This window comes from Lutibacter sp. (assembly GCF_030692605.1).
Lineage (GTDB): Bacteria > Bacteroidota > Bacteroidia > Flavobacteriales > Flavobacteriaceae > Lutibacter.
Map to the genome: position 1 here is coordinate 1 of NZ_JAUYUD010000124.1, position 19,168 is coordinate 19,168.

The 19,168-nt window shown below is 30.7% G+C and carries 18 protein-coding genes; 11 read left to right on the plus strand and 7 right to left on the minus strand.

The window, feature by feature from the left end; translation table 11 throughout:
- The 3 genes from Q8S45_RS13380 to Q8S45_RS13390 all read left to right on the plus strand — a co-directional run.
- Positions 1–1,486: gliding motility-associated C-terminal domain-containing protein (locus Q8S45_RS13380; protein WP_305605906.1), on the plus strand; the 1,486-nt coding region annotated here is incomplete at its 5' end.
- 53 nt (positions 1,487–1,539) lie between these two features.
- Positions 1,540–2,460: a type IX secretion system membrane protein PorP/SprF gene (locus Q8S45_RS13385; protein ID WP_305605909.1), complete on the plus strand. Its 921-nt coding sequence runs from the start codon at positions 1,540–1,542 to the stop codon at positions 2,458–2,460.
- 13 nt (positions 2,461–2,473) lie between these two features.
- Complete coding sequence (locus Q8S45_RS13390; RefSeq protein ID WP_305605912.1) at positions 2,474–4,060, plus strand: OmpA family protein; 1,587 nt, start codon at positions 2,474–2,476, stop codon at positions 4,058–4,060.
- A gap of 72 nt (positions 4,061–4,132) precedes the next feature.
- Here Q8S45_RS13390 and sufD read toward each other — a convergent pair whose 3' ends face one another.
- From sufD to Q8S45_RS13410, 4 genes are all read right to left on the minus strand, one after another.
- Positions 4,133–5,455 carry a Fe-S cluster assembly protein SufD gene (gene sufD, locus Q8S45_RS13395; RefSeq protein ID WP_305605914.1) on the minus strand — a complete coding sequence of 441 codons (1,323 nt, stop codon included), beginning with the start codon at positions 5,453–5,455 and terminating at the stop codon, positions 4,133–4,135.
- A gap of 80 nt (positions 5,456–5,535) precedes the next feature.
- Positions 5,536–6,273: a Fe-S cluster assembly ATPase SufC gene (gene sufC / locus Q8S45_RS13400; protein ID WP_305605917.1), complete on the minus strand. Its 738-nt coding sequence runs from the start codon at positions 6,271–6,273 to the stop codon at positions 5,536–5,538.
- 109 nt (positions 6,274–6,382) lie between these two features.
- On the minus strand, positions 6,383–7,831 hold the full coding sequence (gene sufB, locus Q8S45_RS13405) for a Fe-S cluster assembly protein SufB (RefSeq protein ID WP_305605919.1): 1,449 nt from the start codon (positions 7,829–7,831) through the stop codon (positions 6,383–6,385).
- 195 nt (positions 7,832–8,026) lie between these two features.
- Positions 8,027–8,356: an iron-sulfur cluster assembly accessory protein gene (locus Q8S45_RS13410; RefSeq protein ID WP_305605922.1), complete on the minus strand. Its 330-nt coding sequence runs from the start codon at positions 8,354–8,356 to the stop codon at positions 8,027–8,029.
- Between the two features lie 126 nt (positions 8,357–8,482).
- On the opposite strand from Q8S45_RS13410, the gene thiL reads away from it, so the two are divergent.
- The 3 genes from thiL (at position 8,483) to Q8S45_RS13425 (ending at position 10,520) form a co-directional block, all read left to right on the plus strand.
- Complete coding sequence (gene thiL / locus Q8S45_RS13415) at positions 8,483–9,532, plus strand: thiamine-phosphate kinase (protein WP_305605924.1); 1,050 nt, start codon at positions 8,483–8,485, stop codon at positions 9,530–9,532.
- Positions 9,533–9,608: 76 nt separating this feature from the next.
- Positions 9,609–9,815: a GDCCVxC domain-containing (seleno)protein gene (locus Q8S45_RS13420; RefSeq protein ID WP_305605927.1), complete on the plus strand. Its 207-nt coding sequence runs from the start codon at positions 9,609–9,611 to the stop codon at positions 9,813–9,815.
- 87 nt (positions 9,816–9,902) lie between these two features.
- Complete coding sequence (locus Q8S45_RS13425; protein ID WP_305605930.1) at positions 9,903–10,520, plus strand: class I SAM-dependent methyltransferase; 618 nt, start codon at positions 9,903–9,905, stop codon at positions 10,518–10,520.
- A gap of 6 nt (positions 10,521–10,526) precedes the next feature.
- On the opposite strand, the gene Q8S45_RS13430 is transcribed toward Q8S45_RS13425, so the two are convergent.
- Positions 10,527–11,309, minus strand: coding sequence for an alpha/beta fold hydrolase (locus Q8S45_RS13430; RefSeq protein WP_305605932.1), 783 nt, complete (start codon positions 11,307–11,309; stop codon positions 10,527–10,529).
- Positions 11,310–11,314: 5 nt separating this feature from the next.
- Entirely contained in the window at positions 11,315–11,971 is a 657-nt protein-coding gene (locus tag Q8S45_RS13435; RefSeq protein ID WP_305605935.1) for a hypothetical protein, read from the minus strand.
- Positions 11,972–12,072: 101 nt separating this feature from the next.
- Here Q8S45_RS13435 and Q8S45_RS13440 point away from each other — a divergent pair, with 101 nt between their 5' ends.
- Positions 12,073–13,395, plus strand: a complete 1,323-nt coding sequence (locus tag Q8S45_RS13440) for an aspartate kinase (protein ID WP_305605947.1) — start codon at positions 12,073–12,075, stop codon at positions 13,393–13,395.
- A 164-nt stretch (positions 13,396–13,559) separates the two neighbouring features.
- Here Q8S45_RS13440 and Q8S45_RS13445 read toward each other — a convergent pair whose 3' ends face one another.
- Positions 13,560–14,852 carry an aminopeptidase P family protein gene (locus Q8S45_RS13445; protein WP_305605950.1) on the minus strand — a complete coding sequence of 431 codons (1,293 nt, stop codon included), beginning with the start codon at positions 14,850–14,852 and terminating at the stop codon, positions 13,560–13,562.
- A 79-nt stretch (positions 14,853–14,931) separates the two neighbouring features.
- Between Q8S45_RS13445 and Q8S45_RS13450 the strand changes: the two genes are divergently transcribed.
- The 4 genes from Q8S45_RS13450 (at position 14,932) to Q8S45_RS13465 (ending at position 19,136) form a co-directional block, all read left to right on the plus strand.
- Positions 14,932–15,786, plus strand: coding sequence for a ChaN family lipoprotein (locus Q8S45_RS13450; protein ID WP_305605953.1), 855 nt, complete (start codon positions 14,932–14,934; stop codon positions 15,784–15,786).
- A gap of 103 nt (positions 15,787–15,889) precedes the next feature.
- On the plus strand, positions 15,890–17,122 hold the full coding sequence (locus tag Q8S45_RS13455; RefSeq protein WP_305605954.1) for a PAS domain-containing sensor histidine kinase: 1,233 nt from the start codon (positions 15,890–15,892) through the stop codon (positions 17,120–17,122).
- Positions 17,119–18,177 carry a response regulator gene (locus Q8S45_RS13460; protein ID WP_305605957.1) on the plus strand — a complete coding sequence of 353 codons (1,059 nt, stop codon included), beginning with the start codon at positions 17,119–17,121 and terminating at the stop codon, positions 18,175–18,177. Before Q8S45_RS13455 ends, Q8S45_RS13460 begins: the two co-directional genes overlap by 4 nt.
- Positions 18,178–18,299: 122 nt before the next feature.
- Positions 18,300–19,136 (plus strand): universal stress protein, encoded by an 837-nt coding sequence (locus tag Q8S45_RS13465; RefSeq protein WP_305605960.1) that lies wholly within the window; start codon positions 18,300–18,302, stop codon positions 19,134–19,136.
- Positions 19,137–19,168 lie beyond the last annotated feature (32 nt).

Consider the following 19,168-nt stretch of genomic DNA (forward strand, 5'->3'; position numbering starts at 1 on the left):
AGTAGCGCTTAATGGAACAGGAGGCACCACACCAAGTGTCTTGTTAAATGATACGGTAAATGGCGTAACCTTAACCCCAGCAACCTTTAACACGGTCACGTTAACCACGGTAGGCGTGTATCCAACAGGCATTACGTTAAATGCAGATGGCACAGTAACGGTAGCTTCAGGCACGGCTTCGGGAAGTTATGATGTACAATATCAAATTTGTACGGTAGCTACACCAGTAATTTGTGATACCACTACGGTAAGGATAGTTGTGAATACGATTGATGCGTTAAATGATACACCAGTAGCGCTTAATGGAACAGGAGGCACTACGCCGAGTGTCTTGTTAAATGATACGGTAAATGGCGTATCCTTAACCCCAGCAACCTTTAATACAGTTACGTTAACCACGGTAGGCGTGTATCCAACAGGCATTACGTTAAATGCAGATGGCACTGTAACGGTAGCTCCAGGCACAGCTTCGGGAAGTTATGATGTACAATATCAAATTTGTACCGTAGCTACACCAGTAAATTGTGATATAGCTACTGTAAAGGTAACAGTTGTAGCTTTATTGATTGATGCCGTAAATGATACAGTAGGCCCTATTAACGGGCTAATTGGCGGTAATGGTGGAATAAATGTTTTGCAAAACGATACGTTTAATGGCGTTGCCATAAATCCAATTAATGTTGTGATTTCATCAATCTCGATTGGACCATTGAAAGTGAATGCTAATGGAACTGTAACAGTTGTTCCAGGTACCCCAGCGGGTATTTATACTGTAAATTATACAATATGTGAAATTTTGAATCCAACCAATTGCGATTCAGCTAGTGTAACCGTTACAGTTATCAATGGTGTTAATACAACCGATGATGAATATATTCTTCAAAACTTACAGCCTTTAAGAGTTGATATTTTTGCTAATGATAATGATGTTCCAACTGTTGGGACAATTACATTTACCATCCCTCTAAAAGGAAGTGTTAATATTGATAATAATGGAACTCCAAACAACATGAGTGATGATGTATTAATTTACACACCAAATGCTAATTATGTTGGAGATGATTTCTTTACTTATACCATTTGTGATTCTTATGGAAATTGTGATACATCAACTGTAAATATTAGAGGAGCATTTGTATTATCAGATTGTGTTATTGTATTTCCAGGACAACGTGATAGTGATTATGAAGGATATGCATTTACACCTAATGGGGATGGTGTTAATGATTATTTCGAAATTGAATTTCTTCAAAATTGCTATCCAGATTACCAAATTCAAATTTTCAATAGATATGGTAATGAGGTGTTTGAATATAAGCATAATGGGAATTCATCAAGTATTCCAGTTTGGTGGGATGGAAAATCGTATGGCAGAATGACTATTAATAAAGGTGAAATTCTTCCAGTTGGAACGTATTATTACATTTTGAACTTGAATAAGAATAATCAAAAACCAGTTCAAGGATATATTTATTTAAATAAATAATAATTGTATAAGGAGGAAATAAAAATTTCCTCCTTAAAATAATAAACTCAAGAATGAAAAAAGTAAAATTATTATTTTTATTGGTAGCATTTATAACCGCTTCGCTATCCTATAGTCAGCAAGACCCTCAATATACCCAGTACATGTACAATATGAATGTTCTGAATCCTGCTTATGCTGGTTCACAAGGAACATTGAGTATTGGATTGTTAGGTAGAACTCAATGGGTTGGTATTGATGGAGCACCAAGTACAATGACCGCCGTTATACATGCCCCAGTTGGTAGAAATGTTGGATTAGGTTTTTCGGCCATAGCTGATAAAATAGGTCCGGTTAAAGAGCAAAATATCTATGCAGATTTTTCGTATACTATAGAAACTTCCGATGAAGGTCGTTTGGCTTTTGGGGTTAAGGGTGGTTTTACATCTCAAAACATAGATTTTTTTAAGTTATCAACGAATCAAGCAAATGATCCTTTAATTTCGGATAATTTGAATGAAATTTATCCAAATTTTGGAGCAGGAACCTTTTATTATACAGATAAATTTTATGTAGGATTATCGATGCCAAATATGTTAGAAACCAGACATTTTAAAAGAGGAAATGGAATTATTTCAAGTGCTTCAGAGAAAATGCATTATTTTTTAACAAGCGGTTACGTATTTGATATTTCGGATGATTTAAAGTTAAAGCCATCTACAATGCTAAAAGCAGTAAGTGGTGCACCACTTTCAATAGACCTTTCGGCAAATGCGCTCTTCTATAATTTCTTTGAATTAGGATTGGCTTGGAGAGTAGACGATTCAATAAGTGGTATGATGAATTTTTTGGTTTCACCAAATTTAAGAGTTGGATATGCCTATGATTACACCTTATCTAACCTTGGAGATTATAATACGGGATCGCACGAAGTATTTATGCTGTATGATATAGATTTATCGAAAAGAAATTTAAAATCACCACGATTCTTTTAATTAAAAACAACCAATGATGCTTAATAAAATTTCCTTACTAGTTGTTCTTTTAGTTGCTTTTACAGCAAATTCACAAGAGAGATATACCATTAAAAATCTTGACATTAATAATAGCTATTCAAATTTTGGTACTACTTTTTATGGTGATGGTAAAGTAGTGTATGCTTCACCAAAAAAGAAATCTTATATTATTAGAAATGTATGGGAGGGTAATAATCAGCCTTTTTTAGATTTGTATATTGGAGATATTTCTGAAGATGGAGAACTAAAGAATGTAGAAAAGTTTTCAAACAAGTTGAATACACGTTACCATGAAGCCGATGTAGCATTTACAAAAGATAAAAAAACTGTTTATTTCTCAAGAAACAATTACCTAGATGACAAGTTTAAAATGGATTCGACAGGTATAAATTTAATACAATTATACCGTGCTCAAATAAGCGATATTGGAGAATGGATAAATGTTGAAGCTATGCCATTTAATAGTGATCAATATCAAACAGGTCACCCAGCATTAAGCAGTGATGAAAAAACATTGTATTTTATTTCTGATATGCCAGGAACGTATGGAAAAACTGATGTTTTTAAGGCAAGCATAAATAATGATGGAACTATTGGGATGCCATTAAATTTGGGATCAAAAATTAATACGTTAGGAAGAGAAATGTTTGCGTCAATAAGTGGTAATGATGAGCTATATTTTTCTTCAGATGGGCGAATAGATGGTTTAGGTGGATTAGACGTTTATGTTTCCAAGATATATGAAAATAGCATAACTGAACCGCAAAATTTAGGAACCCCAATTAATAGTGTAAAGGATGATTTTGCATATATTATAAATTCTGAAACCAGAAGAGGCTATTTTTCATCGAACAGAAATGGAGGAAAAGGAGATGATGATATTTACTTTTTCAAGGAATTAATTCCCGTTAAATTTAGTTGTAATCAAATAGTTGAAGGTGTTATTAGTGTAGGAAGCTCAAATACTAAATTATCGAATGTTTTAGTAGAAATTTCTAATCTTAATGGAGAAATAATTTCAAGTGTTTTTTCTGATAAAGATGGTAAGTTTGAGTTTAAAGTTGATTGTGAAAAAGAATATAAAATTTCGGGATCAAAAGAAAACTTTAATAATAATTTTATAGAATTTAAAACTACAGATGAAAACGGTATAAAATTAGTTTTAGATTTGAAATTAAAACAAAGTGATTTTATTAGTAAAAGGGGTGCATTATTGGTTAATATTAACCCTATTTATTTTGATTTAGATAAATCGAATATAAGAAAGGATGCTGCCATTGAGTTAGAGAAAGTTGTAAATATCATGAAAAAGTATCCAAATCTTAAAATAGATTTAGGGTCACATACAGATAGCAGGGCGGCTGACTTATATAATTTGCAGTTGTCACAAAGAAGAGCAAAATCAACGTTAAATTGGATAATTAATAAAGGAATTGCTGCAGAAAGTATAACAGGTCAAGGTTATGGTGAAACGAAATTAATTAATAATTGCGCTAACAATGTAAAATGTTCTGAAGTTGATCATCAACTTAATAGAAGAACGGAATTTGTTATTTTAAATCCAGAGGCAATAAAGTAAGTTTGGAAATAAACAAAAAAGGGAGATTTGTAATTGTGATACAAACCTCCCTTTTTTTGTGCTTTTTTATAACTAAAATTCAAACCCTAAATCAACAGCTAAATTTTTAGCTACGATGGTTGTGATTTTGGTTTTAAGTTGTGGAATTTTTATTTTTTCAACCACATCATTTGCAAATGCGTATAACAATAATGCTTTGGCACTTTCTTTTGGAATACCTCTAGATTGCATATAAAACAAAGCACTTTCATCTAATTGACCAATAGTACAACCGTGAGAACATTTTACATCATCGGCAAAAATTTCTAATTGTGGTTTTGCATTTATAGTGGCGCCATCGTGCAATAAAATGTTATTATTTTGCTGAAAAGCATTGGTTTTTTGAGCCGCTTGTTGCACAATAACTTTACCGTTAAATACACCTACCGATTTGTCGGAATAAATTCCTTTATACAATTCATGGCTTTCACAATTTGGAAATTTATGATTTACCAAGGTATGATTATCTACATGTTGTTTTCCGTTTAAAATAGAAATACCGTTTAAATAAGAAGTAATATGCTCACCTTCTTGATGAAATTCTAAATTATTTCTAGTTAATTTTCCACCAAAAGAATAGGTATTAACAGTAGCAATACTTTGTTGTTTTTGAGAAATAAAAGTGCTATCAACCAATGACGAATTCAAACTGTCGTTTTGAATTTTGTAATAATCTATAATTGCTCTTTTGTGTGCAAATATTTCAGTTACAGAGTTGGTAAAATTTAAACTAGCAGATAAATTTTGATGACGTTCTATAATTTGAACATGTGAATTTTCACCAACAATAATTAAGTTTCTAGGCTGAAATAAAACATCTTTTGCCGCTTCTGTAGAAAAATAAAGCAGCTGAATTGGTTTTATAACAACGGTGTTTTTCGGTATGTTAATATATGATCCTTCTTTAACAAAAGCGGTGTTTAATTCGGATAAACTATTATTTTCGTTTGCTAATTTATTAAAATAATTATCTATAATCATTTTATATTTTGGCTTTGTTAAAGCGGATGACATAACACATACATCACAATCTTCGTGAGTTGTTGTAGATAAAAATGAATTAAATACACCATCTACAAAAATTAAAGTGTAGGCGTCTAAATCGTTTATCAAATAATTTTCAATTTGTTCAAATCCAACCGATTTTGTATCGGAAAGAAATATGTTAAAATCGGTTTTTAAAAGAGAAGCAAGGTTTGTATATTTCCACTCTTCATCTTTTTTTGCAGGAAAGCCATCTTTTTCAAAATTCTGCATTGCTTTTGTCCGAATTGCATGAACGTTAGAGTCTAAATCTAATCCGCCTTTATTTTCAAAAGCTAAAAATGAAGAAATAAGTTTTTCTTTTAATTCCATTGTTTTATGGTATTCAGTAACAGTTTTCAGTTTTCAGTTATTGACTGTCTACTGCAACTGCTTACTTCATTAAGTATTATTTATTTAAGCCAGTCGTATCCTTTTTCTTCTAATTCAAGTGCTAATTCTTTTCCTCCCGATTTTACAATTTTGCCATTGTGTAAAACGTGAACAAAATCTGGCACTATATAATCGAGTAAACGCTGATAATGAGTAATTACTAAAATGGCATTATTTTCGTTTTTCAATTTATTTACACCATTTGCAACTACTTTTAAAGCATCAATATCTAATCCAGAATCGGTTTCATCTAAAATTGCCAATTTAGGCTCTAACATGGCCATTTGAAAAATTTCGTTACGTTTTTTTTCTCCTCCAGAAAAACCTTCATTTAAGGAACGGGATAAAAATTTGCGATCGATTTCTAACAAATCCGCTTTTTCACGAATTAGCTTCAACATTTCTTTTGCTGGTAATTCTTCTTGACCTTTTGCTTTACGAGTTTCGTTAATAGCGGTTTTAATAAAGTTTGTAACAGTAACACCAGGAATTTCAATTGGATATTGAAACGATAAAAAGATACCTTTATGTGCTCTTTCTTCCGGAGCAAATTCTGCTAAATCTTCACCATTTAAAATTACAGATCCTTCAGTAACTTCATATTCTTCTTTCCCTGCAATAACAGCTGAAAGAGTACTTTTCCCTGAACCATTAGGACCCATAATTGCGTGTACTTCACCTGCTTTTATTTCGAGAGATATTCCTTTTAAAATCTCCTTATCGTTAATACTTGCGTGTAAATTTTTTATTTGTAACATTTTTTTATTTTGATTAAAGGTTAAAGTTTAAAGGATTCATTTTTATTAAACTTTTATCTTCTTACTTTTTAACATTTTATATAATTCCTCCTTCGGAAGCGAGTGGCATTTAACCAACTGAACCTTCCAAACTAATTTCTAATAATTTTTGTGCTTCAACTGCAAATTCCATTGGTAATTTATTCAATACTTCTTTACTAAATCCATTTACAATTAATGCAATCGCTTTTTCAGTATTAATACCACGCTGATTGCAATAAAATAACTGATCTTCTCCAATTTTACTGGTTGTAGCTTCGTGCTCTATTTGAGCAGTTTTATTTTTACATTCTATATATGGAAAAGTGTGCGCTCCACATTGGTCTCCCATAAGTAAAGAATCGCATTGCGAAAAATTTCTAGCGTTATTTGCTCTTGGACTAATTTGAACTAATCCTCTATATGAATTTTGTGATTTGCCAGCTGAAATACCTTTAGAAATAATGGTACTTCTCGTATTATTCCCTAAGTGAATCATTTTTGTCCCGGTATCGGCTTGTTGAAAATTATTGGTTACAGCAATGGAGTAAAATTCTCCAACTGAATTATCACCTTTTAAAATACAACTTGGATATTTCCACGTAATTGCACTTCCAGTTTCTACTTGGGTCCAAGAAATTTTTGCGTTTTTCTCGCACAATCCGCGTTTGGTTACAAAATTGTATACACCACCTTTTCCTTCTTTATCACCAGGAAACCAGTTTTGTACGGTTGAATATTTTATTTCGGCATCATCTAAAGCTATTAATTCAACAACAGCGGCATGTAATTGATTTTCATCTCGAGCCGGAGCAGTACAGCCTTCTAAGTAACTAACAAAACTACCTTCGTCTGCAATTACCAATGTGCGTTCAAACTGGCCAGTTCCTCCTTCATTAATTCTAAAATAGGTTGAAAGTTCCATAGGACAAGTAACACCTTTTGGAATATAACAAAAAGAACCATCCGAAAAAACTGCAGAATTTAAGGCTGCATAAAAATTATCGGTAGTTGGGACAATGGTTCCTAAATATTTCTTAACCAATTCTGGATGTTCTTGTATGGCTTCTGAAATTGGGCAAAATATAATGCCTCTTTCGTTTAAAGTCTTTTTAAAAGTGGTGGCTACAGAAACAGAATCTATAACAATATCTATTGCAACATTTGATAAACGTTTTTGCTCATCTATCGAAATTCCAAGTTTAGCGAATGTTTTTAATAGCTCTGGATCAACTTGATCCAAACTATCTAATTTTTTCTTTTGAATTGGTGCAGAATAATAACTAATATCCTGAAAAGAAGGTTTTTTATAAGTTACATTAGCCCACTCAGGTTCTTTCATTTGCTCCCAAACATTAAAAGCCTCTAAGCGCCAATTGGTCATCCATTCGGGTTCATTTTTCTTTTTAGAAATTGCAATTACAACATCTTTATTTAAACCAACAGGAAACTTATCTGATTCAATATCAGTATAAAATCCATATTCGTACTCTTTGGTTTCGAGTTCTTTTTTTAAATCGTCTTCGGTAAACTTGTTCATTGGATTCATTTAAAGATTAAAATAATCAATAATTTAATCTATTTCATTGTTTTATTATTCGTCAACCTGAACTTGTTTACTCATTACCTTTTAATATTATTTTAAGGTATTCGTGAATATCCATTTCAAGTTCGCATGCTATAAAAATTGGCTTGATGAGATTCTGAAACAAGTTCAGAATGACGAGTTATTTCACTAAAGTGAAAAACTTTCCCCACACCCACATGTTCTTTGTGCGTTTGGATTGTTAAAAACAAAACCAGCACCATTTAATCCTCCTTTATATTCTAAGGTAGTTCCAATTAAATATAAGAAGCTTTTTTTGTCGACTATAATTTTCACACCATTATCTTCAAAAACCTTATCTGCTTCTAATTGTTCTTTATCAAATTTTAAATCGTACGAAAGACCTGAGCAACCGCCACTTTTAACACCTACTCTTACATAATCATTTTCTGGATTAAAGCCGTCTTCACTCATTAACTCAATAACTTTCTTTTTAGCGATGTCTGAAACTTTTATCATTTTCCTTATATAGATTAATTCTAAATTAGTGCAAATATAGGTCAAATATTGCCGTTGAACAACCATTTTGTATGAATTAAATCTATTAGTGCATAGCAAATATTTATAAAAAATTATCTTTGCAAAATGATTGAAGACAAAAACCAACCACGCACAAGTTTATCTGAATTGGGAGAATTCGGATTGATTGATCATTTAACCAAAAATTTTAAAATAAACCATAATTCTACTATAAAAGGGGTGGGAGATGATGGTGCTATTTTGAACTTTTCAAATAGACAAATTGTTGTTACAACCGATTTGTTGGTTGAAGGTGTACATTTCGATTTAAGTTATATGCCTTTAAAGCATTTGGGTTATAAAGCGGTAATGGTTAACCTGTCTGATGTGTATGCTATGAACGGTGCTGCAACTCAAATTACTGTTTCAATTGCTGTTTCTAATCGTTTTCCGTTGGAAGCTTTGGAAGAATTATACGAAGGAATTTTTGCTGCTTGCGAAGCTTATAATGTTGATTTAATAGGTGGCGATACAACTTCTTCAACAAAAGGATTGCTAATTAGTATTACTGCTATTGGTGAAGTTGAAAAAGGGAAAGCAGTTTATAGAAATACTGCAAAACAAAACGATTTATTGGTCGTTTCTGGAGATTTAGGTGGGGCTTATTTAGGGTTGCAAGTTTTGGAACGCGAAAAGCAAGTTTTTGAAGTAAACCCAAATTCTCAACCAGATTTAACGGATTATACATATTTGATAGAGCGACAATTAAAGCCTGAAGCAAGGAAAGATATTGTTAAACTATTAAAAGAGTTAGAGGTTAAACCAACAGCAATGATTGATATTTCTGACGGACTTTCTTCTGAAATTTTACATATTTGTAAGCAATCTAAAGTGGGTTGTAATTTATATGAAGAAAAAATTCCTTTAGATCAACAGGTTATTTCAACTTGTGAAGAATTTGATTTAAATAGTACCACCGTAGCATTGAGTGGAGGGGAAGACTATGAATTGTTATTTACTATTTCGCCAAACGATTTTCCTAAAATAAAAGGAAATCCGCACTTAACTGTTATTGGGCATATTACCGAAGAAAGTGAAGGTGTGAATCTGGTAACTAGGGCTAATCAAAAAGTGGCATTAACCGCTCAAGGTTGGAATGCTTTAAATAAAAATTAATTTACTTTAATAGGTTCATTCAAATTGAGTCTTGTCGGGTTTTCCAAATTTGGAATTGCAATAAAAAATGAATAATATGAAAATTCAGTTAAAATCTGAAATTACTTGTCCAAATTGCGAGCATAAAAAAGTAGAAGAAATGCCAACAAATGCTTGTCAATTTTTTTATGAGTGTGAGAAATGCAAAATGGTTCTTAAGCCGAAAGAAGGAGATTGCTGTGTTTATTGTTCTTATGGGACAGTTTCTTGTCCTCCAATTCAAGAAAACAAAAGGTGCTGTTAAATAACCAATCGTAAACAAGTAAGGCAGCATAAAGGTAGTTGCCAAAAAAACATATAAATTCTCCAATATAATTAACACATCCTTTATATGAATCTTTACGATAAATACATACTTCCAAGTGCAATAAATTGGGCTTGTAAACAAAGCTCAAGTATGAAACAACGAGAAAAAGTTATTCCTTTAGCAAGGGGTAAAGTGCTAGAAATTGGTATTGGCTCTGGATTAAATTTATCTTATTATGATATTACCAAAGTAACGCAATTAACAGCTATTGATTCAAATATTGAAATTTGGAAAAAGAACACGTTTGACACCAAAATTTTTCCGTTTGAATTTAAATTTATTGAAGCTTCAGCCGAACAAATTCCTGTTGAATCTAATAACTATGATACAGTTGTAATCACATATACACTTTGTACTATTGTAAATGTAAATAAAGCTTTTGACGAAATAAAAAGAGTGTTAAAAACAAACGGGAAACTTATTTTTTGTGAACATGGAAAAGCGCCAGATACAAAAACAGAAAAGTGGCAGAATTTAATTAATTCGATGTGGAAAAAAATTGGTGGTGGATGCAATTTAAATAGAGATATTCCTTTTATTATTAAAAAAAATGGTTTTAAAATTATAAAACTGGATACGATGTATATTCCTGGCTGGAAACCTGCTAGTTATAATTACTGGGGAGTTGCCGAAATTAAATAGATAAGGTTATTTACAACTTTTTACAAACGAAACTAAACTTTCAATTAATACATTTTTATTTTCAATGTGACTCATATGTCCATCTGGAAATTCAACAACCCTAACAGTAGTATTTTTGGTTTGATTAATTAAGGTTTTATATTCTAGCGCAGGATCTTGTTTACCAATTATCATTTGAATTGGAAAAATAGCTGTTTTAAAAATTGAAGTTTGATCTTTTCTAATTTTCATTCCTTCTAAAGCGGCAATTATTCCTTGAGGTAAAATTTGTAGCGCTTCTTTAGTTACTTCGTTAATTTCTTTTACTAGAATAGTTCTATTATATTCTGCAAATAATTGAGGAATTGCAATTCTAACAAATGTTTTATGATTTTCTTTTACAGCAACAATAGCTCTATCTCTATTTATTTTTTTTTCTGTAGTATCTGCGAGTGCCGTTGAATTCATTAAACAAATACCTTTTAAATGTTGTGGAAATAACTTAAAGAATGCCAAGGCAACATAGCCACCCATACTATGACCAATAAAAATGTACTTTCTTAACTTTAAATGATTTAGAACAAACTTAACCATCTCAGCTTGTTGTTCCATAGTATGAATATAACCTACGTTTCCAGTTTTTCCATGACCTAGTAAGTCTATACAAATTATCCTATTTTTTTTGCTTAACACTTCAACCAAATTATTCCACATGGAGCTATTTTCTAAAAAACCATGCAGTAAAATAACTACCTTTCCTTTACCTTGTGAAGAAAAATGAATGGTGGAATTTTTGTATAGGATTTCCATAAAAATTAGTTTTTTAACCCCTTAACAGCAGTAAAAGCTTTATCAACAAATTCCTCTTCCACTAAAATGGTAAATTCATTGGTAGTAGAAACCACTTCGTACAATGCGATTCCTTCCCAAGCTAATCGTTTAAAAAATTGATAATATAAACCAGCTATTTTGGTGTTTTCTGAAGGTAAACCTATGGTTATGGCTGATAATTTATCTTGTACAGCAGTACATAGTTCATCTTTATAAATTTCTTCAATTTCCTCTTTTAATGATGTTGTTATAAGCACATTACTTTCGTGAACACCTCGTGTAAACGTGTAAAATATTCTAGCGTTTTGTTTTAAAACATCTAACATTTTTAAATGACAGTGAATTAAACTTTCAGAATTTTTAAACGTATAGTCAGACAAATCTGAGCGTACTGTAATATCTCCCAAGTCTTGCAAAACTTTATTTAATTTAATGGTATTTGCCATTTCTTTTGGAGGGCTATACCTGCGTAATGCCATCATAATGGCACCAGATTTTATAGGTTTTCGAAGAATTTTAGAGATAGGATCTCTCATTTCTTCTGCCAAGGCACTAAAATTAAGAATGTTTCTTGTTAAAGCATCTTCCAAAAAAGGTTGAGAAACTAATATTTCTTCAACACAAGTTGCAATCGTTTTCATTTGTTAAATAGTTAACAGTTTGTGCAAAATTAGTTCATTTTATTTTAAATAAGCACAAAAGGTTGAAAATAATTCTACATTTGTGCCTCAAAATAGAAAAAATGAAGGTTTTAAAATTTGGAGGAACATCGGTTGGGTCAATAAAAAACATGAAACTTGTTAAAGAGATTATAACCGACAATGAGAAAAAAATTGTGGTGTTGTCTGCAATGTCCGGAACAACAAATTCTTTAGTTGAAATAGCTGAATTTATTAGAAAAGGAGAACAGAATAAAGCCATAGATTGTATAGCGGAATTACATAAAAAATATCAAATTGTTTTGAATGATTTAATTGAAGTTTCTAACTTAAAACAAGATGTTGAAGATTATATAAATAGCGTTTTTGAGTTTTTAAATTCGCTGATTTTGGATAGCTATTCAGAGTTATTGTATAACAAAATTGTTGCCCAAGGTGAGCTTTTATCTACGTTTATTTTTACTAAATATTTAATTCAGGAAAAGATAAATGTCCAACTATTACCTGCCTTAGATTTTATGAGAATAGATAAAGCAAATGAGCCAGACGAATTTTATATTAAACAAAATTTGCAGCGTATTATTAACGAATCGTTTCCAGCAGATATTTATATAACTCAGGGTTTCATTTGTTTGGATGCAATGGGTAAAATTGCCAATTTGCAGCGAGGAGGGAGTGATTATACAGCTACTATTATTGGAGCAGTTATGAATGCTGATGAGGTTGAAATTTGGACTGATATTGATGGAATGCATAATAACGACCCACGTTTTGTAGAAAACACTCACGCAATTTCAAATTTATCGTTTGATGAAGCTGCGGAGTTGGCTTATTTTGGGGCAAAAATTTTGCATCCACAAACTGTTATGCCTGCTCGAGAAGCAAATATTCCTGTTCGGTTAAAAAACACCATGGAACCGACTTCTTATGGCACATTAATTTCAAGTAAATACAAAGGTGAGGGAATTAAAGCAATTGCAGCGAAAGATAATATTACAGCCATTAAAATTAAATCGGCGCGAATGTTACTGGCTCACGGGTTTTTGAAAAAAGTATTTGAAATTTTTGAAAAATACGAAACATCGATTGATATGATTACTACTTCAGAAATTGCTGTGTCATTAACAATTGATAACGATAAAAACCTTATTTCAATAATTGAAGAATTAGAAAAATTTTCTTCAGTAGAAATAGACAAACAGCAAAGTATAATATGTTTAGTTGGACATGATGTAGTTTTGCATCCAGAAACACATCGCCTTTTTGAAGTACTAAAAGACATTTCAGTTAGAATGATATCTTATGGAGGAAGCAATAATAACATTTCACTTTTAGTAAACACCAACGATAAAATAACGGCACTTAAAAAATTGAATACTTATATTTTTGAAGCTGTAACAGTATAACTTGTTATGATGATTAATTGGTTAAAAAAATCGAAGTAATTACTTCGATTTTTTTTTGCATTTCAATTTACCATTAATTATCATACATATGAAATAGGAATATATACAAAAATAATTAATCACTTCCTTTTGAAGTTTTACATCTGGTAATTAGTGATTGTTTTTTATTGATTCATTAAATCTTCAATTTCTTCAGTTTCAATAGGAATATTACGCATTAGGTTAAACGGCTCACCTGTTTTTTGAATCACAACGTCATCTTCAATTCTAATTCCCATTTTTTCTTCTGGAATGTATATTCCTGGCTCAACAGTAAACACCATATTTGCTTTCATTGGCGTTTTTAATTCGCCATAATCGTGAGTGTCTAAACCTAAGTGATGTGATGTTCCGTGCATAAAATATTTTTTATAAGCAGGCCATTTTGGATCTTCATTTTGAACATCAACTTTTGAAATTAATCCAAGTCCGAGCAATTCGGAAGTCATTATTTTACCAACTTCTTTATGATATTCAGCCCAAAAAGCACCAGGAACCAACATTTTTGTGGCTTCATTTTTAACTCTTAAAACGGCATTATAAACTACTTTTTGTCTGTCGGTAAATTTTCCGTTTACAGGAATGGTACGTGTCATATCACTCGAATAATTGGCATATTCGGCACCAACATCTAGCAAAATCATATCGCCATCTTTACATTCCTTATTATTTTCGATATAATGCAGCACACAAGCACTGTATCCAGAGCCAATAATTGGAGTATAAGCAAAACCTTTAGAACGATTTCTTAAAAATTCGTGCATAAATTCAGCTTCAATTTCAAACTCCATAATACCAGGTTTTACAAAAGGTAAAATTCTTCTAAAGCCCTTGTTGGTTATTTCACAGGCAGTTTGCATTAATTCTATTTCTTCTGGTTCTTTCACACCACGAAGCTGTTGCATAATCTGACCACTTTTCTCCCATTTGTGTGCAGGAAAATCGGATTTACATTTTTTAATAAATCGGTCTTCTCTAGTTTCAATTTCAACCGATTGGCGGTAATGTTCATTGGTATTAAAATAAACGGTTTCAGCCTCAGTCATTAAATCATAAAATATTTTTTTAAACTCGGAAAGCCAATAAATTGTTTTTATACCAGAAACCTTTGTAGCATCTTCTTTAGAAAATTTTTCGCCGTACCATATAGCAATATGTTCATTGGTTTCGGTTAAAAATAAAATTTCTCGATGGTTAGGATCGATAGCCTCAGGAAAAAGTAATAAGATACTTTCTTCTTGGTCGGCACCGCTTAAATATAAAACATCACTATGTTGTTTAAAAGGAAGTGTACTATCTGCACCAGTTGCAAATGTATCGTTCGAATTAAAAATAGCAATGGACTTTGGCTTCATTTGTGCTACAAACTTCGCTCTGTTTTTTATAAAAAGTTGATTATTTATTGGAAGGTATTTCATTGGAATGGATTTAATTATATAATTTAGTAACAAAGTTATAAATTTGTTGATAACCAAACCTTATAAACCTATTTAATTTATGCGTTTTTTAGCAATTACCTCATTATTCTTACTTAGCACGGCTTTTCTTTTTTCACAAAACAAACCAGCTTATAAATTGTACAATGCAAGTGGAAAGAAAGTATCGTATGTATCAATGATTTCATCGATGAACAAGGCTGATGTAGTTTTGTTTGGAGAACATCATAATAACCCAATTGTGCACTGGTTGCAATTTGAAGCCACAAAAGATTTAAGCAAACAACGTAAATTAACATTGGGTGCAGAAATGATAGAAGCCGATAATCAACAACCGTTAAATAAATATTTAGCAGGTGAAATTACACAGAAAGGACTGGACACTTTGGCAAGATTATGGAGAAATTATAGCACAGATTACAAGCCTTTAGTAGATTTTGCAAAACAAAATGGGATTAAATTTATTGCAACCAATATTCCAAGAAAATATGCTAGTGTGGTTTATAAAAAAGGATTTGAAGGCCTTGATTCCTTATCAATTGTAGAAAAATCATGGATTGCCCCTCTGCCAATTAAATATGATGCCAATTTACCAAATTATGTAAAAATAAAAGAAATGATGGGTGGTCATGGTGGTGATAATTTACCAAAATCGCAAGCGATAAAAGATGCTACAATGGCTTATTTTTTAATAAAAAACCGAGAAAATACCAAATTATTTATTCATTACAACGGTTCATATCATTCCGATAATTACGAAGGTATTTATTGGTATCTAAAACAAGAAAATCCAACTTTAAAAATTGTAACTGTAAGTGTTTTGGAACAGGATGATATCGGGAAGTTCGATAAAAATGAAAAATCTAAAGCCGATTTTATAATCGTAGTACCAACAACAATGACCAAAACACATTAACTGGAAATAATTAATAATTTTATTAAAAAATTTAGGCATAATACTATTATATATTATTTAATTTTTACTAACTTCGGAATTACTAATAGCTAAAAAAAATACATTGCCTAATTTATTTCATGAAAACAAATTCGTTTTTAATGTTTTATTTGAAGCAGTTTCAGAAGGTGTAATAGTTGTTGATGAAAATCAAATAATTGTTGCAACCAATACTGCTGCAGATCAAATGTTTGGATATGATAAAGACGAATTAAACGAACAACATTTAAATATACTTATTCCACCCAACTTTCATGGAGTTCACGGGGGGTATTACGACGCATTTTATAAACAATCATCTGCCAGAAAAATGGGTCAAAACAAAGACCTGTATGGAGCTCATAAAAATGGATACAAATTTCCTGTGGAGGTTGGATTAAATCCGTTTAAAATAAATAATAAAATTTTTGTAATGTCTATTGTAATTGATATTACCATTAGAAGGGCTAATGAAATTAAAATTAATGAGCTAAATAATTTATTGGAAGAAAAAATTTCAGACAGAACATTTGAACTAAACAAAACTGTTACCAATCTAAAAGAGGAAATAGAAAAGCGTGCAAACGCAGAATCTGAGTTAAGGAAAGCCCTTAAAAAAGAAAAGGAGTTAAACGAATTAAAAACCAAATTTTTATCATTGGTATCTCATGAATTTAAAACCCCTTTAAGTGGTGTTTTAAATGCTGCAGTTTTGGTGGGGAAGTATACACAAACTGAAATGCAAGATAAAAGAGATAAACACCTTTTAACTATTAAAAATAAAGTACATTATTTGGATGGAATACTCAATGATTTTTTATCGGTAGAAAGGTTAGAATCTGGAAAAGTAAACTATAAACTAAGCACTTTTAAATTGAGCAAAGTAATTAATGAGGTTATTTACAATGCCAACATGATGTTAAAAAGTGGGCAATACATTGTTTACCCAAATAACATTGATGAACTTAATGTTTATCATGATGAAAAAATATTAGAATTAACACTTTCAAATTTGTTACATAATGCCATTAAATATTCTCCTGAAAACACAAAAATAGATTTCAAAATTAAGCAAACTTTTGAGGGGTTCATTTTTGAAATAAAAGATAAAGGCATCGGCATTCCTTTTGAAGATCAAAAGCATATTTTCGAACGCTATTTTAGAGCAGAGAATGCATTAACAAACCAAGGGACTGGAATAGGGTTAAATATTGTAAAAGGACACTTAGAAAATTTAGGAGGAACTATTGAATTTAAAAGCATTAAAAATGAAGGAACCACATTTGTTGTTAAATTACCATTTATTAAAGAAAAATGAAAACAATATTAATAATTGAAGATGACATTGTATTAAGAGAAACTACTGCCGAAATTCTTGAATTAGAAAATTATAAAGTGCAAACAGCACCAAATGGCAGATTAGGAGCGGAACAGGCAAGAGTAATGCTTCCAGACCTTATTTTGTGCGACATTATGATGCCTGAAATGGATGGCTATGAATTATTGAAAGTTCTTTCAAAAGAAGAACAAACTAAAAGGATTCCATTTATATTTATGTCTGCTAAAACAGAAATAATAGATATTCGAAAAGGAATGGATTTGGGAGCGGATGATTATTTAACTAAACCTATTAGTGAAGAATTATTGTTAAGTGCTGTCGCAAGTAGATTGGCAAAATTCGCTCTTTTAAAAGAAGAAGAATTAGTTACAAAAAAGCAATTGGAAAAAGGAATTTCAATAAATGATATTGGTAATATAGAAGACCTTAAAAATTATTTTTGTGATTTTGGCACTTCCAAAAAATATAAAAAAGGAGAATTCATTTATAAAGAAGGGGAGTATTCTAATAACATTTATTTAGTTTATAAAGGGAAAGTAAAAAGCTTTAAGATTGATGAATTTGGGAAAGAACTTATTCTTGATATTTATAACGATGATGATTTTTTAGGTATGTCAGCTATAATAGATAAGTCATATTATTATGAATCTGTTATGGCAATGGACATTACAGAAATCATACATGTTTCTAAAAATAATTTACAAGAAATATTGGAGAATAACCATAAACTCTCTTTAGAAATTTTTCAATTGATAAATGAGAGTTTAACAGAAGTTAAAAAACAATTATTACAAATGGCTTATGGATCTATGCGACGAAGAACAGCCAAAACCATCCTGAAATTTACTAATATGATGAGTCATAAACCATCAGACAGCATTAATATATCTCGTCGGGATCTTGCTAGCGTTGCAGGTATTGCAACAGAAAGTTTAATTAGAACTTTAACCGATTTTAAAAAGATGGGAATTCTTGAAATTGAAGGAAGAAATATAAGAATACTCAATCTTGAAAAATTAGAAAAAATGAATTAATTAGGGCTTAATTTTAACTAAAATAAAAACTAATATCCCCAAAATTCACTAATTCATATCACTGATTAATGTCATTGATTGTTAATACACCTTTGTTTAAGTTTGTTTGAATAACAAAGGGAATGAATAATATATTAATCTTAACTGATTTTTCAGATAATTCATGGAATTCAATAAAGTATGCACTTGCGCTTTTTCAAAATAAAAGTTGTAATTTTTACTTGTTGAATGCATTAAACTTGCACAAAGAAAGGTTAGAAGATAAAGGGGATGAAAAACCAAATTTAGAGAAGAAAAAAAACGCAATAAATCCAAAAATTGAATTTGAAAAATTAATAAATAAAATTAATTCTTCAGCCTTAAAGGGCAACCACATATTTATTCCAATTATAGGGGAAAAAGATATTATTGAGGAAGCGAGACTCCAAATCATCGAAAAAAAAATTAATTTAATTGTAATTGGAACTAACGGAATGTCATCCAATGGGAGGAAGAATAATATAAGTCCCACATCTGAAGAAATAATTACGAAATTAAAATGTTCTATTTTAGTAGTACCAAATGAAGCTAGTTTTAGCAGTTTAAAAGAGGTTGCATTCCCAACAGATTATACTTATTTTAACGAGGCAGTATTATTGCAAAATATGATGAATTTATTAAACTCCCATAAATCATCAACTAGATTTGTATTCATGGCAAAGAAGAATGAGGAGTTAAATAAAGAACAACGTTGGAATATGGAGACTTTACAAGATTATTTTGTAAACCAATCTCATAGTTTTCACACTGAAATTAATAATAATTTAGAATTATCTATTGAAAATTTTATTAAAAAAAACCATATAGATTTAATAGTAATGGCTGCAAAAAATTTGAATTTGTTTGAGCAAATACTTTTTAGGCCAAAAATTAAAAATATTAGATATTATTTTATAACACCATTTTTAATACTTCATTAGTATAATAAATTAATAATAATAGCAAAACGCTA